At 53.9% G+C, this 15,991-nt stretch carries 13 protein-coding genes; 7 read left to right on the top strand and 6 right to left on the bottom strand.

Annotation, left to right across the window (positions count from 1 at the left end):
* The 4 genes from nirB (at position 1) to L1F30_RS11975 (ending at position 6,658) form a co-directional block, all read left to right on the top strand.
* On the top strand, positions 1 to 2,544 hold the full coding sequence (gene nirB, locus L1F30_RS11990) for a nitrite reductase large subunit NirB (protein ID WP_253356372.1): 2,544 nt from the start codon (positions 1 to 3) through the stop codon (positions 2,542 to 2,544).
* Positions 2,545 to 2,587: 43 nt separating this feature from the next.
* A complete protein-coding gene (gene nirD / locus L1F30_RS11985) occupies positions 2,588 to 2,926 on the top strand; it encodes a nitrite reductase small subunit NirD (RefSeq protein WP_253356370.1) in 339 nt (112 codons plus the stop codon).
* Positions 2,927 to 3,319: 393 nt separating this feature from the next.
* Positions 3,320 to 4,789: a NarK family nitrate/nitrite MFS transporter gene (locus L1F30_RS11980; RefSeq protein WP_253356368.1), complete on the top strand. Its 1,470-nt coding sequence runs from the start codon at positions 3,320 to 3,322 to the stop codon at positions 4,787 to 4,789.
* Positions 4,790 to 4,894: 105 nt separating this feature from the next.
* Entirely contained in the window at positions 4,895 to 6,658 is a 1,764-nt protein-coding gene (locus L1F30_RS11975; protein WP_253356366.1) for a bifunctional protein-serine/threonine kinase/phosphatase, read from the top strand.
* Positions 6,659 to 6,664: 6 nt separating this feature from the next.
* Here L1F30_RS11975 and L1F30_RS11970 read toward each other — a convergent pair whose 3' ends face one another.
* The 6 genes from L1F30_RS11970 to L1F30_RS11945 all read right to left on the bottom strand — a co-directional run bounded on the left by L1F30_RS11970 (position 6,665) and on the right by L1F30_RS11945 (position 12,325).
* Positions 6,665 to 7,426, bottom strand: coding sequence for a hypothetical protein (locus L1F30_RS11970; protein WP_253356364.1), 762 nt, complete (start codon positions 7,424 to 7,426; stop codon positions 6,665 to 6,667).
* Between the two features lie 177 nt (positions 7,427 to 7,603).
* A complete protein-coding gene (locus L1F30_RS11965) occupies positions 7,604 to 8,335 on the bottom strand; it encodes a sulfite exporter TauE/SafE family protein (protein ID WP_253356362.1) in 732 nt (243 codons plus the stop codon).
* Entirely contained in the window at positions 8,332 to 9,132 is an 801-nt protein-coding gene (locus L1F30_RS11960) for an SDR family oxidoreductase (protein ID WP_253356360.1), read from the bottom strand. Before L1F30_RS11960 ends, L1F30_RS11965 begins: the two co-directional genes overlap by 4 nt.
* Positions 9,122 to 10,081 carry an SDR family oxidoreductase gene (locus L1F30_RS11955; RefSeq protein WP_253356353.1) on the bottom strand — a complete coding sequence of 320 codons (960 nt, stop codon included), beginning with the start codon at positions 10,079 to 10,081 and terminating at the stop codon, positions 9,122 to 9,124. The genes L1F30_RS11960 and L1F30_RS11955 overlap by 11 nt, the downstream gene beginning before the upstream one ends.
* A complete protein-coding gene (locus L1F30_RS11950; protein WP_253356351.1) occupies positions 10,071 to 10,976 on the bottom strand; it encodes a bile acid:sodium symporter family protein in 906 nt (301 codons plus the stop codon). Before L1F30_RS11950 ends, L1F30_RS11955 begins: the two co-directional genes overlap by 11 nt.
* Entirely contained in the window at positions 10,976 to 12,325 is a 1,350-nt protein-coding gene (locus tag L1F30_RS11945; protein WP_253356350.1) for an NAD(P)/FAD-dependent oxidoreductase, read from the bottom strand. Before L1F30_RS11945 ends, L1F30_RS11950 begins: the two co-directional genes overlap by 1 nt.
* Positions 12,326 to 12,479: 154 nt before the next feature.
* On the opposite strand from L1F30_RS11945, the gene L1F30_RS11940 reads away from it, so the two are divergent.
* The 3 genes from L1F30_RS11940 (at position 12,480) to L1F30_RS11930 (ending at position 15,892) form a co-directional block, all read left to right on the top strand.
* Positions 12,480 to 13,445, top strand: coding sequence for an AraC family transcriptional regulator (locus L1F30_RS11940; protein ID WP_253356348.1), 966 nt, complete (start codon positions 12,480 to 12,482; stop codon positions 13,443 to 13,445).
* Positions 13,446 to 13,578: 133 nt separating this feature from the next.
* The gene (locus L1F30_RS11935) at positions 13,579 to 14,847 is read left to right on the top strand and encodes a hypothetical protein (RefSeq protein ID WP_253356346.1); all 1,269 of its coding nucleotides are present in this window, start codon (positions 13,579 to 13,581) and stop codon (positions 14,845 to 14,847) included.
* Between the two features lie 4 nt (positions 14,848 to 14,851).
* Complete coding sequence (locus tag L1F30_RS11930) at positions 14,852 to 15,892, top strand: hypothetical protein (RefSeq protein ID WP_253356344.1); 1,041 nt, start codon at positions 14,852 to 14,854, stop codon at positions 15,890 to 15,892.
* Positions 15,893 to 15,991 lie beyond the last annotated feature (99 nt).

Genomic DNA, 15,991 nt, shown 5'->3' with positions numbered 1-15,991 from the left:
ATGAGTAAGCAACGTATCGTGGTGGTCGGCAACGGCATGGTAGGCCACAAATTCATCGACAATTTGGTCACGTCTGCACAGGCGGGTAATTATCAGGTGGTCACATTTTCAGAAGAGCCGCGGCTGGCTTACGACCGCGTGCAACTTTCCAAATATTTTTCCGGCTCCACAGCTGAAGACCTGGCGCTGACCACCGAAGGCTATTATCAGGAAAAGGGCGTTAACTACGTACTTTCCGATAAGGTTGTGGATCTGGATTTTGACAACAAAGAAGTCATCACCGAAAGTGGCCGCCGTGAAGCCTACGATAAACTGGTGCTGGCAACAGGCTCATTCCCATTCGTGCCGCCCATTCCAGGTAATGATCAGCCGCACTGCCTGGTGTATCGCACCATTGAAGATCTCGAGGCCATTACTGCATCGGCTGCGCAATCCAAGGTGGGCGTGGTAGTAGGCGGTGGTTTATTGGGCCTGGAAGCTGCCAACGCGCTCAAGCAGGCGGGCCTTGAAACCCACGTGGTGGAATTCGCCCCGCGCCTGATGGCGGTGCAGCTGGATGAAGGCGGCGGCCAGTTGCTGCGTAGCAAAATTGAATCCCTAGGTGTGAGCGTGCACACCCAAAAGGCCACCACTGAAATTGTGGCCGGTGAGACTTGCCGCTACCGCATGAATTTTGCCGATGGCAGCCACCTTGAAACCGACATGATTTTGTTTTCGGCCGGTATTCGCCCGCAAGATGAGCTGGCGCGCAAGTGCGGGCTGGCGCTCGGTGAGCGCGGCGGCATTGAAATTAACGACAACTGCCAAACCTCTAATCCCGATGTATACGCCATTGGTGAGTGTGCATTGTGGAGTGGCCGTATCTATGGCTTGGTGGCGCCGGGTTATCAGATGGCGAAGGTGGCGCTGTCTCACATTCAGGGTGCAGACGAAACATTTACCGGCGCAGACATGAGCACCAAGCTCAAGCTTTTGGGTGTAGATGTAGCCTCGGTGGGCGATGCCCACGGCAACACACCCGGCAGTAAAAGTTACACCTACAGCAATGGTGTAGACGAAGTGTACAAGCGCATTGTGGTAAGCGCAGATGGCACGCGCCTGTTGGGTGCGGTGTTGGTTGGCGATGCCGAGGCCTATGGCACACTTCAGCAGTTGTGCGTCAATGAAATGGATTTGCCTGCAGATCCGAACGCGCTGATTTTACCTTCTGTAGACGGTGCCGGTGTAGTAATGGGCGTAGATTCCCTGCCAGACACCGCGCAAATTTGCTCGTGTTTTGATGTAACCAAAGGGGCTATTTGCTGCGCCGTGCAAGAGGGCGCACAAACCATGGGCGACATAAAAGCCACCACCTTGGCCTCTACCGGCTGTGGCGGTTGCTCGGCGCTGGTGAAGCAGGTTATGGATGCCGAACTCACCAAGCTTGGCGTTGAAGTGAATAACGACATTTGTGAACACTTCGCCTACTCGCGCCAGCAGCTGGCAGACATAGTGCGGATCAAGAAAATTCGTACCTTCGATGAATTGTTGGAAAGCCATGGCAAAGGCCATGGCTGTGATATTTGTAAGCCTGCTGTGGGCTCTATATTGGCGTCGTTCTGGAACGATTACATTCTTGAAGATGCCCACATCGGCCTGCAAGACACCAACGATGTATTCCTGGGCAACCTGCAAAAAGACGGCACCTATTCAGTGGTGCCGCGTGTAGCCGGTGGTGAAATCACACCTGAGAAACTCATCGTACTGGGTGAGGTGGCCAAGCAGTTTAACCTGTACACCAAAATCACTGGCGGCCAGCGGGTGGATTTGTTCGGCGCGCAGCTCAACGACCTGCCCATCATTTGGCGCAAGCTTGTGGATGCCGGTTTTGAAACGGGCCATGCCTACGGCAAATCTGTGCGCACGGTGAAATCCTGCGTGGGCTCTACCTGGTGTCGCTACGGGGTAGATGACTCCGTAGGCCTTGCCATTGAAATTGAAGATCGCTACAAAGGCTTGCGCTCACCCCACAAGCTGAAGTTTGCGGTATCGGGCTGTACCCGTGAGTGTGCGGAGGCGCAATCAAAAGATGTGGGTGTAATTGCCACAGAAAAAGGCTGGAACCTTTATGTGTGTGGTAACGGCGGCATGCGCCCGCGCCATGCAGACCTTTTTGCTACAGATCTCGATAAAGAAACCCTTATTAAGTATGTGGATCGCTTCTTGATGTTCTACGTGCGCACGGCAGATCGCCTGCAGCGCACCTCGGTATGGCTTGAAAACCTGGAAGGCGGCCTGGACTACCTCAAGAAGGTGATCATTGAAGATAGCCTGGGCCTGGGTGCAGAGCTTGAAAGTGAAATGGCCAATAACATTGCGCACTACCAGTGCGAGTGGAAAACCACCATTGAAAGCCCAGAAAAGCTTAAGCGTTTTAGCCACTTCATTAACACCGATGCCCGTGACGATAATCTCGCCTATGTTGTGGAGCGCGAGCAAATTCGCCCGGCAAATGAAGCAGAGCGTATTCCGTCAATAGAGGTTGTGGAGCCGGTGCCTGCCTAAGCAAGCGCGGGTTAAAGCGATTAATCAGAGTGTGAGAACAGCAATGAGTAATTCAAGCGAACAAGGCTGGCAGGTAGTCTGCCGTTCCGAAGATGTAGTGCCAGGCACCGGCGTATGTGCACTGGTAGGTGGCCGACAGGTCGCGATTTTCCGCACCCGTAAAGAAAAGGCGCTCTACGCGCTGGATAATTTCGACCCTATCGGCAAGGCCAATGTGCTCTCGCGCGGCATCCAGGGTTCTATTGGCGACCAGCTGGTGGTGGCCTCGCCCTTGTATAAGCAACACTTTGTGCTGGCCACAGGCGCCTGCCTTGAAGAAGAGGTTGCCGTGCCGGTATACAGCGTGCGCGAAAACAATGGCCTGGTGGAAGTTGCAGCCTAGCTGTTGCCACTGAACCTATCAGAAATTTAGCGTTACCGATTTGCACCTTAGGGCGGGCGAGGGGTTAAACCTGAACCCGCTTTTTTTGTGCCCGAATTTCAGCGGCACGTTAGGGGCGTTTAAGCCTTTGCTGTTCACTGCCCGTTTGCTATTGGAGTTTGCCCAAGCGCTCAGGTTCGCAGTGCGGGCTGCCCTTTGTGGGTGCGCTTTGCTCCATGCCTGTGCGTTTTTGCAGATTTTTATGAGCATATGCGGGTCGCCCTGCATTCAAAGTGTACATATAGCCCGCTTCACACGGGGGGTTCACACTTTTTTATCTTCGCAACTTATTTAGGCATGGCCTTTGCTCTATGCCCTGTTATCAGATTTCAAACCTTCAAACGGGACGTTGATATGAGCAATGCACAGCCTTTCAATTTGTTCTCCTTCACAGGCAAGATGAAAATTCTGCACCTGAGTTGGATGGCCTTTTTCATTACATTTGTGGTGTGGTTTAACTTTGCCCCCATGTTGCAAGCGGTGGCGAGCTCTCTGGGCCTCACGCCCTCTGAAATCAAAACCCTGCTGATTTTGAACGTAGCGCTGACCATTCCCGCGCGTGTATTGATAGGCATGCTAACCGACCGCTTTGGGCCACGTTTGGTGTATTCAGGTTTACTGGCGGTATGCGCCATTCCCTGCTTGATGTTCGCACTTGCCGATAGCTTCATTCAGGCGGCCATTGCCCGTTTTGCGCTGGGCTTTATTGGCGCGGGCTTTGTGATTGGTATTCGCTTGGTGAGTGAGTGGTTTCCCGCGCACGAGCTGGGCACGGCAGAGGGCATTTACGGCGGTTGGGGCAACTTCGGCTCGGCGGCTGCGGCCTTCACCCTGCCCACCATTGCGGTATTGTTTGGCGGCGACGATGGCTGGCGCTACGCCATTGGCTTAACCGGGCTAATGAGCCTGCTGTTTGCCTTCATTTTTTATCGCAGTGTGAGCGATACGCCCAAAGGTTCTACCTACTTCCGCCCGAAAAACCTGGGCGCCATTGAAGTTACCAGCAAAGGCGATTTCTTTTTGCTGGTAATTATGAAAATCCCCATGTACGCAGCGCTGGCGTTGCTCACCTGGAAGCTTTCACCCAAGGGTGTCAGCATGCTGTCGGAAACCGTATCTATCTTGTGCTATGTGGGCTTGGTGCTGTTGTTCTTGTACGAACTTACCCACGTATGGAAGGTGAATAAAAATGTATTCCGCGAACCGGTGCCAGAAATGCACCGCTATAAATTCAAGCAAGTTGCCGTATTAAACGTACTTTATTTTGCCACCTTTGGCTCCGAGCTTGCCGTTATCTCTATGTTGCCGCTGTTTTTTGCAGACACCTTTGCGCTTACGCCGGTAATGGCTGGCATGGTGGCCTCGGCATACGCGTTTATGAATTTGATGTCGCGCCCCGGTGGCGGCTGGTTATCAGATCGCTTTGGCCGTAAATCCACGCTGCTTATTCTTACCGCAGGCCTGGCTATGGGTTATGCCTTAATGGGCATGGTCGATTCCGGTTGGCCGCTGGTGTTGGCGGTAGTTGCCGCCATGGCGTGTTCTTTCTTCGTGCAGGCCGGTGAGGGCGCGGTGTTTGCGGTGGTGCCCTTGATCAAGCGCCGCCTTACAGGCCAAATTGCCGGCATGACCGGCGCCTACGGTAACGTGGGTGCAGTGGTGTACCTTACCGTGTTGAGCTTTGTAGATTACTCAAGCTTCTTCTTTGTTATTGCAGGCACAGCCGTGCTGGGCTTTGTTACCCTGTTGTTTATGGAAGAGCCCTCAGGCCACATTGCCGAAGTGCGCGAAGATGGCTCTGTTGAGTTAATTACCGTATCGTAAAGGCGGGCGTTAGCCTCACGCTAAGCGCACAACCGGCCACGTTTTTGCGTGGCCGGTTTTATATTTTAAAACCCATTGCGCATTTCTCTTTATGCGAGTGCCACTATGACAGAGCAAGATCATCCGAGTGAGCTGGCCATTACCGGGCAGAAAACCCTCAAGCTGCGCTTTGGTGGCAGCACCTCAGCAGGTGCCAAACCCGAGAATCAGGATGCCTTTGCCGCACATTTGCCCAAGGGCTCGGTGGCACAACTAAAAGGCGGGGTGGCCTGTATTGCCGATGGCGTGAGTTGTAGCGATAACGCGCAGCAGGCGTCGTCTACCAGTGTAACCTTGTTCATTGAAGACTATTTCTCCACACCCGATACCTGGCCTGTAAAAGTTGCCGCTAACCGGGTGTTATCTTCATTAAATTCCTGGTTGTATCACCACGGCCAGCAGGCCAGTGCTCGCCACAATGGCCTTGTAACCACCTTCAGTGCTTTGCTCATAAAATCCAACACCGCGCATATTTTTCACGCAGGCGATAGCCGCATTGCGGTATTGCGTGAAGGCGGCATTCAGCCACTCACCCGAGATCACTGCCACCGCCAGCAGGGCAATAAACAATTTCTTACCCGTGCACTCGGCATGGATAGCCGCCTTGAAGTGGATTACGTGCAAGAGGAAACCGCCGTTGGCGACATATTTGTTCTCACCACCGATGGCGTGCACGATTGGCTTGGCGATGCCGATATTAGCGCGCTTATTCTTGCCGCAGGCGATGATCTTGAACAGGCAGCCCATGCGCTGTGTGAGCAGGCAAGAGCCCGCGGCAGTGACGACAACCTCACCTGTTTATTGGTTAAAGTAGAAGAGCTGCCATTGGCGGAGCTCGATGAGGTGCACAAAAAGCTCACTCAACTGGTGATACCGCCGGTACTGCAAGAGGGCCAAAAGCTGGATCACTATGAAGTGCTTTCTGTGATGCACAGTGGCACCCGCTCACACGTGTATAAAGTGCAAGACATTAACACCCAGCGGTACTATGCGTTAAAGGCACCTTCCGAAAACTTCAAAGACGACGCCCAATACCTTGAAGGGTTTATCCGTGAGCAGTGGGTGGGGCGGCGTATTAACCACCCGGGTGTTATGAAAATTCTACCGCGCCCTGAGAAGAGCCCGTTTTTGTACCATGTGTGCGAATGGGTTGAGGGGATCACCCTGCGCCAGTGGATATTTGACAACCCCGCACCCAGCTTTAACCAGGTGCGCGAGTGGATGGAAAAGCTGGTTGCCAGCCTGCGGGCGTTTCAGCGCCTAAGCATGATTCACCGGGATTTAAAACCTGAAAACATCATTATTACCCCCAAGGGGCGGCCGGTGATTATCGATTTTGGCACGGTGTATGTGGCGGGGCTGGGTGAAATTGCCTCGCCATTAATTGAAGATGTGCCAGTGGGCTCTGTGGATTACATTGCACCCGAATATTTGTTGGGCCAGCCGGGGAGCGATCGCTCGGATTTGTTTTCACTTGCGGTTATAGCCTATGAAATGCTCTGCGGCCAGTTGCCGTTCAAGTTACCCAATATGCAGCATAACCCGCCCAAACATTTTGATCAGTGGCGCTACCAGCCGTTGCGTCAGGTGCGCAAAGATGTGCCTTTGTGGTTGGATCTGGCGCTTGAAAAGGCGCTCTCACCCAATCCGCGCGGGCGCTACGCGGCCTATTCGGAATTTCTGCACGACCTAACCCAACCCAATCGGGCGCTTGTGGCAAGCTTTGAAGCAGAGCCGCTGCTTGAGCGAAACCCGGTGTTGTTCTGGCGCAGCCTGGCTTTGGTGTTGGCCCTGGCCTTGATTATTCAAAGTGTGTATTTCGCCACCTGATTTGCGTTAGCGTGCTTCCATCAGTATTTGCCACACCCGTTGGTTGGCTTCAATTGCGAGCGTGCCCAAGTGAAAGACCTTTTCAGCCGGCAGCGTGCAGCGGCTGTTAATGTAGGTTTGAATACTTTGTAGAAACTGGCCCGTTAACTGCACCCGGGCCTTCAGTGGCGGCATGTGAATAGCGTGTTGATTTGAGTATTTAATCAGTGCTTGCTGGGTGTCTATCAAACCCGCCTGGCTTTGGCGATTAAGCTGCACTATGCGCCCTTGTAAATCGTTTGCTTGCGCAGATTCCGCGCCCGTTGCCATGGCGTAGCTCACGAGCCCCCGCAATTGCGCCAGGCACTCAGTGTGGGCAGCCAGTTCACGCAGCAGCTCCCAGGTGCGCCCCTTGCCACCGGTGGTGTGGGTGAGCTGGCCCCAGAGCAAACGGTGGCATTGCTCAATTAAAAAGCTGTGAATTTCAAAATTGTTCAGGGCGTTATCCTGGCGCCAATGCTTGCGGGTGTTGCGCCATTCACTTTGAATAAGTTGCCAAAGGGCCGGGTCTGCTTTGGTGGCTGCGTAAGACATACGCGCAAGCAGTTGATCTATTTGTGGCTGCAGCTCTTGCAGCTGCTGCTGAAAGCCCTGGGCACCGCCAAGGGCGGCCAGGCTTGCACCCCGGTGAATTTGTAATTGGCCAATAAGCTCGGCAAGCAACGCAAGGTCTGCGTCCAATTGGGCGGTGTGTTGGGGCAGTGTGCGTTCGCTGGCTTGAGCATGCATGGTATGTAAATCCTGAAACCGGGTGAATGGATATTCAGGATAATGCAAAGGGTGTACCAGCTAGCCTGTTTTTATTGCCAACCGATGAACCGGCGCCAGGCTAACAGATGGGCCGCCAGGCTGTGGGAGCTAAGGGGTTTCAACGGTGCTCTTTGGTGCAAAACCGTGTTTTTTGCATCAAAGCGACGCACGTATCAGCAGCATAATGCCAATGACCGTGAGAACACCGTACACCCATTGGCGAAACTGTTGCTCTGCTACCCGGTGGTGCAGGTAATCCCCAATAAATAACCCGCCCAAAACCATGGGCGTGTACAGCAAAATATCCGGTAGCGCTGCCTGCAACTTGCCTTGCCAGGCAAAAATGAGGGTTAGCAGCAAGTTCAAGCTAAACCACACGCATAACAGCGTTGCGCGCAATTGCGCCTTGTTTAGTTGGCCGCCGGCCAGCGCAAACACCAGCAGTGGCCCGCCGGAGGCAAAAAGCCCGTGGGTAATGCCCGCGCCACCAATTAGCAACTGGTTCAGTGTGCGCCCGTGGGGTTTTTCAGGGCGCTGTTTGTGCGCCTTCCACAATTCGCGTGCGCCAAAGCTCGCCACTACCAGAGCCAATAGTGTGGCCAGTTCCTGATTGCCAATGGCGGGCCTGAGCCAGGTGCCCAGCACTGTGCCGGCAACCATCAAAGGCGCAATAACTTTTAACAGCATGGGCCATTGAATGTGCCGGCGCTGGGTGATCACCAAAAAGCCGGAAAGGCCAAGATTCAACGGCACCAGAATGGGTAGCAATGTGTCTATGGGCAGAAACATCGCACCCAGTGAGAGCGCAATCACAATAGAGCCGAAGCCCGTCATGGCTTCAATGGTGTAGCTTAAAAGGATAAACAGGCCCAGCAATACGGCAGTCATAGGGTTCCCGGCGGGTTGAGTTCTGAGGCAAATTTTTGGCTCATACGCTTGAGGAAAAACGCAGGCGCCAGGGCGTATAGCAGGCTCGCCATGCGGGTAAAACCATCTGGAAAAAGCCGCTCTTGTTCTGTTTGCATGGCCGCCCAAATACGCACGGCCATCCATTCGGGCGAGCGCATTTTGCCAATCATCGAGCGCCGGTGGCGGGCTTTGTTGCCGTCGCCACCCAAGGCGTTGGTTTCAATGGGTGTATCCAAAAAGCTTGGGTATACCATCAATACCCGAATGCCATCGCGCTTGATTTCACAGCGCAAGGTTTCAAAAAACTGGTTCATCGCACTTTTGGCCGCGCAGTAGCCTGCGCGTGCCAGCACCGGCATCCAGCCCGCCATGGAGCTGATGTTTACAATTTTCCCGCGGCTTTGTTTAAGCAGGGGCAAGCATTGCAGGCTGAGTTCTACCGGTGCCTGGTAGTCTACGGCCATCACTTTGCGAAACACGCAGGGCCGGGTATTTGCCGCAAGCGAGCGGTGGGTAATGCCCGCGCAATTAATTAAATAATCAAGCTGCCCGAAATCCGATTGCAGGCAGCCAAGTAGCACCGCCTGACCTTCGGTGGTGGTGATGTCTGCGGCCTGTGCCCGCGCCCCGAGAGTGGCGGCGCGCTCGGTGAGCAATTGTGCATTGATGTCTGTCATTAACAGCCTGCAGTGAGGCGCCAACTGTTGGCACAGCGCCCAGCCCAGGCCGCTGGCTGCGCCCGTAACAAGGGCCACGCGCTTTGCACTAGCGTTCATGGGGTTGCCTTGCCGCGCGCAGCGCCTGGCCGTGGCTCATAAAATACTCAAACACCTCGGCTGAGGTTTTTTGCGGTGTGTAGCCAAAATCTTGCTTGAGTGCGGTGTTATCCAGCACCGGGCGGTAGCGTAAAAAATTGATTTGCGATGGGCCATAGCGGGTGAGCCCCATGCCGTTGCCAACAGAGAGCGCGGCTTTAACAAGCCAGGCTGGCAGTGCAATTAAAGGCTTGCCCAGGCGGCTGGCGATGTCTGACATAGTGAGCGCGCCGTCGCCTGCCATATTAAAAATTCCCGCCTGATTTTGGTTGATGCCCTGTTCAATTGCAGCCACTACGTCCTGATCCCAAATAAACACAAACGGCGAATCTGAACCTTGAATGGCCAGCAGCCGGCGGCCGGTAAACAGTTTGGTAATCATGTTTTGGGTGTGGGTGCCAAGCACGGTACCTGGCCTGAAAATCAGTTGTTTCAGGCTTGGTGCGCGCACGCGGTAATCGGCTAGAAGGTTTTCAACTTCGCGTTTGTGAAAGGCATAGGAAAATTCGGAGTTGCCGCGCAGCGCATCGGTTTCCTTTAGCCATGCCGGGTTGTCTGGGTGATAACCGTAAGCCGCGCCCGAGCTTGTGACGGTAATGTGTTGAACCCCGTGGGCCACGCACGCGGCCAGCAGGTTGCGCGTGCCATTGACGTCTATATCGTAATCGCGCACGGTATCTTCCGAGGGCTCAACAATGCTGGCCAGGTGCACCACCTGGGTGATGCGATGATTGGCAATGATGTTGTGTAACTCGGGGCTTCGGATATCTACCTGAAAAATAGGGAAGGCCACATCGGTGCGCGAGCGGATATCTGTGCCAATTACGGTGTGCTGCGCGTGCAGCCGCTGGCCAAGTTGTGAGCCTAAATAGCCGGCCGCGCCGGTAATTAAAATGCGTTTATTCGACACGGGAAACCTCGCCCACCGGTTTGCGATTCCAAAGCCAGCTCAAAAGCCCGCCACTGATCAGGTGCCAAATGCCCCAAAAAGCCGCCACCGCCATCATGCTGGTTTGGTTTGGAAAAAAGGTAAATAAAATGGCCAGCGCCAAGCCTGAATTCTGGATGCCCACCTCCAGGGTGATGGCGCGGGTATCGGCTTCATTGAGCTGGGCAAAGCGCGCGCTGAGGTAACCCATCAACAACGCAAGCGTGTTGTGGCCAATCACCACCGCCACCAAAACGCCCAGGTAACTCATCAGCGTATTGAGGTTTTGGCCCACGGCCACCACCACAAAACCCACCAGAGTCACCACTGAAAAAACGCGAAATCCGGGCTCAGTGCGGCGCGCCCAGGCGGGCCAACGTTGGCCACACATCATGCCGAGAACCAGTGGGATGATCAGCACCCCAAAAAACAAACCCGCCAGGTGCACAGGGTTCATGGCGATGCTTTGCAGCAGCGGCTGGGTGTTGGGGTTTAGGTTTGCATACAAGGCAAAGTTAAAGGGCGTAAGTACCGCCGAGCCCACGCTTGAAACCGCCGTCATGCTCACAGATACCGCGGTATTGCCGCGCGCCAGAAAGGTCATGATGTTTGAAAAGGTGCCACCGGGGCAGGCCGCCACCAGCATCATGCCAAGGGCCAGGGTGGGCTCAATATCCAGCACCCAGGTGAAGGCACAGGTGAGCGCAGGCAGCAAAACAAACTGCGCAAAAAGCCCGGCCAGCGGCGCTTTGGGCGCACGCACCACGCGGCTGAAATCGGCGGGCTTAAGGGTAACAGAAACGCCAAAAATCATAATCGCCAGAATGCAATTCAGTAATAGCACCTGGTCGCTGCCAAAGTGCAGCGTAGGTTCCATCAGGCGTTACCCGCGGTGTTAAGTTTGCTTGCCGGAAGCGGTTTAATAGCTGGCCAATCCGCTTTTAGTGCCCGGGTATGCCGGGCAATGGCGGCGCGGTAGGTGGCTTTATCTACGTAGTAGGCCATGCGTGCGAGCTGTAAATATTGGTAGCCGCCATCGGCCCGCTGGCCTGCATTTTTGCGCACGGTTTCGTGCAGTTGTTGTGCACTGGCGCTGCCGCTTTCAGATTGCGCAATATAAAGCGCCACCAATTCTGCCTGTTCGTCGCGCCCCTGCCAGCCAAGGCCTGTGGCTTCAACCATGCCCATCATGAATAAATTGCGGCGCTCGGGATGAAATACATTCAGGTAAAGCGCCGGTGCATCGCCCTGCCAGTTAAGGTCTGCGGGGTTTATGAAAGGGTAGTGCAGCTGGTAGCCGGTGGCTTGCAGAATCATGTCGTATTCCGCCTGGCGCCCATCGGCAAAGGTGACGGTTTTGCCGGCAACTGCGGTGATGTCGCCGCGGGCGGTAATGTCGCCGTGGCCCAAGTGGTGCAAGATGAGCGAATTCACCACCGGGTGAGATTCGTACATGCGGTAATCCGGGTCTGGCAGGCCGTATTGGCTGGGCTTGCCCATAATCAGGCGAATTAGCTTGGCATCCAGCCACTGCTTTAGCCTGCGCGGTAATTTAATGGCACCGCCTAAGGTATCGGTGGGTTTGCCCATAATGAACTTGGGCAGAAAGTAATAGCCGCGCCTTACGCTCATATCTACCGAATCGGCGTGGTGTACGGCATCTACTGCCATGTCGCAGGCGCTATTGCCGCAGCCCTGAATCAGCACCCGCTTGCCGGCAAATTGCGCCGGTGATTTGTACTGGGCGCCGTGTATCAATTCGCCCTCAAACTGCCCCGGCAGCGCCGGTTGCAGGGGTTTGTGCAGGGTGCCGGTGGCTATAAGTACGCCTTTGAATTGGCGCGTTTGGCGCAGGCCACCTTGTTCTGTAGTGACTTCCCAACCCTGTTCGTTAGGGGTGCACGCCAGCACGCGGGTATTGAATTCATAGTGGTTATACAAATCAAACGCGCGCGCATAGGCCTGAAAGTACTGGCACAGGGCGTCGTGCTTGGGGAAGGTGGCCGTGCCTTCGGGCATGGGGAAATCGGTAAATTCCGTCATCTGCTTGGAGCTGATGAGGTGGGCTGTGTGGTACATGGTGGAGTGGGGGTTTTGAATATCCCACAGGCCGCCCACATCGCTGTGTAGCTCCAGGCCAACAAAGGGTATGCCAAAGCGCTTGAGCTGGCGCGCCGTACAAAGGCCCATGGGGCCTGCGCCAATCACTGCGTATTGATGATTCATAAACAGTAAACTCCGATTCGGCTCTATTATTCGTTATAGTGAGTTCTTAACCTTACCGAATCTCGCCCTGCCCGGCAGGCGCCAGACGGGACCAAATTTCACCCAGCGGGACACGCCACCGAGCCTGCCTATAACAAGAGCACCCTGTAAGGCCATGTCTGCAACGGTCACCATCCATTTTACCCGCGCCATTCTAAACACCTTGCAAGGGCAGGCCGAAGAGCTGCCCGCCAGTGTGCAGCAGTGGTTGGCCAGCCATAGCGCCACAGACCGCGTGCCACTGGCCTCGGTAGATGAGCTGTGGCAAGCCTGCGTGGCTGCCAGTAAAGATGAGTTGTTTGGCCTGCGCGCAGGCCTGAATGTGCAGCCTGGCAACCTGGATGTAGTGGGCTTTTTACTGATGAGCTGCGATTGCCTGGGCGAAGCGCTAGACGCCCTCATTGACTACCACCCCATAGTGGGGGAGGGGGGCGAGTTCAGCCTGGCCAAGGCCGGCGGCGAGTGCCGGTTGATCTACGCACCGCAATATGAAACCTGCCGCGAACAACGGGTGGCGGCAGTAATGGGCGCCACTATTGCGCTCACCCGCTGGCTTACCGGCGGTGCCTTCCAGCCCGCGCGCATAGCCTTTGCCCACAGCGCGCCTGCCAACCCGGCCCAGGCGCAAGCCCTTACCGGTTGCACCATTGCCTACAATCAAATTGCCGATGTATTCACCTTTTCGGAAAGCCAGCTACACCTGCCCTTGGTGCAAGCCAATGCGCAGGTGTTCGAGCGCATGCGCGTGCTGGCAGATGAAGCCCTGGCGCGCCTGAGCAGCAGCAATTTTTCACGCGCCGTGGCAGATTTAATTCGCGAGCACCCCGCATTAGGTAAAGACGATATCGCCAACCTGCTGCACATGAGCGGGCGCCATTTAAATAGAAAGCTGGGCCTTGAAGGGGGCAGCTTTAAATTGCTGCAAGACGACGTGCGCGCCAAACTCGCCCAACAAATGCTAGATGCCGGCACCCACGTGATGGATATCGCCGAGCGCTTGGGCTTTTCAGACGAGCGCAGCTTTGCCAAAGCCTTCAAGCGCTGGCGGGGCATTACGCCTGCGCAGTTCAAGGCGCGCTAGCGGGAATTTACGGCACGCCTGTACCCGCCTTTTTGGTTGAGACCCCAATCCTCCGAAAATACACTCCTTGTCAGGATCAGCTTAAGACAAGGAAAGCCCATGAACGCCCAACTCCCCCGCGTTGCCCCCGCTATTGGTTCCACCAGCACAGGCCTTAGCCCCCAATTTCAACGGCGGCGCCGGCACCAGCGTGATGGTGGGGCAGCAACAACGTAAAATTCTTGATGCCATGTACGCCATGGCCGCCAAGCCCTCCTCAGAAGGCTACCACGCCCTCAGCATGACCAAAGCCGTAGAGCGCCTGCGCGCCGGCGGCGACCTGCCCAACGCCCAATACCAACCCCACCGCCCAAGCCGCCGCTGCCTGGTGCACTCGGGGTTTGAAATTGAGTACGAAGTGGTGCCCGGCGTGTTTGGGCAGGGGGCGATTGAGATTGTTGAGATACGGCTTTTGAAGCAGGAAGTCAAAAACGCAAAGCGTGCCGGTTTATGGAAGGTGTCGGTACGCAAAGAAAAGTCACGATCACAGGAAAAATGGGATGCCGAGCAGTGGCTTCCTGATCTCTCTACAGTACCTGATAATTCGGCAATCAAAGTGGGGGTAAATGGGTATTTTAAAGATATGAAGGCTGCTTCAAATTTTATGCCGTCTCATCTTTGTCGAGGCAGTGCTAGCAAAGAAAGGGCGTTAGAGGCCACTGGCTACCACTTGTTTTACTCACCAAGCAAAAGTGTAGTAAAGGCCGGATGGGAATCGATTATGCACAGTATAAGTGTGCTAAAAAACGATAATCAGGAAAACGAAGCTGCTATATTGGCCGCCTATATGCAGGAGGCGCATAACAAACAGCTAAAGGTAGAGTGGACCTCTCACAGAGGAGGATCTTATACGCTAACTGAGGCCATGAAGTTGCTTGCGAACAAGAATGTTGACCTGCAGAAACGGCAATCAATCTTTTTGAGTGATAACTCCACAAGCCATGCGGTTGCTGATAACTATCGAAGAAAATTAAATATGGATATATCTGAGCCACAGTGGGTGAATGCAGGGTTTGGTATTGGATATGCGGTAGGTGGTGGCCAATTGGGCTTCTCTGGACTAAGTAATAGTCTGACGGTTTTGATGAAAGATACGCCCAAAGAACAAAGGCCAGGAAAGTTATATCAGCTTGGCAATGACGCTTTTTCCGTGGCGACTAAAAATCACGGTATTTTTGTTGGATCCTTAGTTGCCTGGTCTGGATTTGGAGTAACCGCTGCTAGCGCCTTAGTTGCTGGTAAGATATTGGAATTTGCTGCAAGTAGCATTCCAGCCTTAACCAACAAGTATCAAACCCGATCTGATCAGGCGTCTGCAGAGCTGTTGAACAGATCCTTGGGTAAACTTCTAGGAAGAGATTAATAGAATGTGGCCATTCTCAAGCGAAAAAAATCCGGCAAAGCCTTCATTTAATAGTGCGCGAAAATATTCTATAAGATTACCCACGTGCACACTTAGTTTTTTGGCGCCGAAGCCAGAGGGTGAAAATATACCATCGGATTTTGATTATTCCGAAATTCAGTCTACATCTGAAGCTTTTGATGATCTTCTCAATACTTTCGGTGAGTTGGTAAATCGCTTCGTAGATTTGTTTGGTTCGTCATGGAGTATGAAGGGCGTGCCTTTGATATCGCACTCTGTTGGGAGTGTGGGCTTTTCGATTCGGCTTATTGAAACGCCTTGGTTGGGCGTAAATGAGTCATTGTTTTGCCCAAAAGTATTAGTTGATTGTTTGCAAAAGGAATTTTCTTTTTTATCAAAAAATAGAACTTATTCGCTAGCTCCGGAAAGTAATCGAGATTTGAACGATTATCACGTTCCTAAGGAGCTGGATATGTTGGGGTGCCATTGGACAATTTTGTCCGGTTGCCCTGTGCTTTACAAAGAGTCTATCAATTTAAGGGACTCAGTTAATGATGTTGAATATATTGTCCCGATAGATGATAACCGTTACCTAAGAATCGCAGGCCATCTATGGCGCAATGTCAATAATGCAGGAAATTACATTCGGGCAGATCAGCGCGTCCCTCTGGAGCCGTTTAAGGAGGTTGTTGACGAAATTGTCAAAAGTATTTCCATTACACCAACCCCAAAACTGGCAGCGGGCATAGCTATGCTCTCTGCATCGCTGAAAAAATCAGCCCCTAGGTTATCTCCTTCGCCGGAGTATGTTTACCTTGCGAAGTCGGCTTTAAAGCGGGCCAGCGCCTTTTCATTCAGGCCAAAACCCAATCAGCCAAATGAAGTATCCGCCGTAGAGGCGTCAGGTGTAATAGACGCATTGCTAACGACAAGAGCTATGCCTGGCCCTTTTCCATCGGATGGCCCAGTTACCTTCGTACACCCAGATGCTGACTTAAGCCCCGTCCCTCTATCCTTCCGCAAAGAAGTCCCGCCACCGGCATAAACCTTTACACCCGCCCGGTTGGTAAATGTGAACCGGGCGGGTGCTCCTTGGTGCCTGGGTTGCTAGTATTAGGTTTTCCTATTTTCCCATCGGGCCGTT

It is taken from the genome of Simiduia sp. 21SJ11W-1 (genome assembly GCF_024138675.1).
Classification (GTDB): domain Bacteria; phylum Pseudomonadota; class Gammaproteobacteria; order Pseudomonadales; family Cellvibrionaceae; genus Simiduia.
Note: the sequence above shows the minus strand (reverse complement) of the source record. Positions and strands in the feature narration are given on the sequence as shown.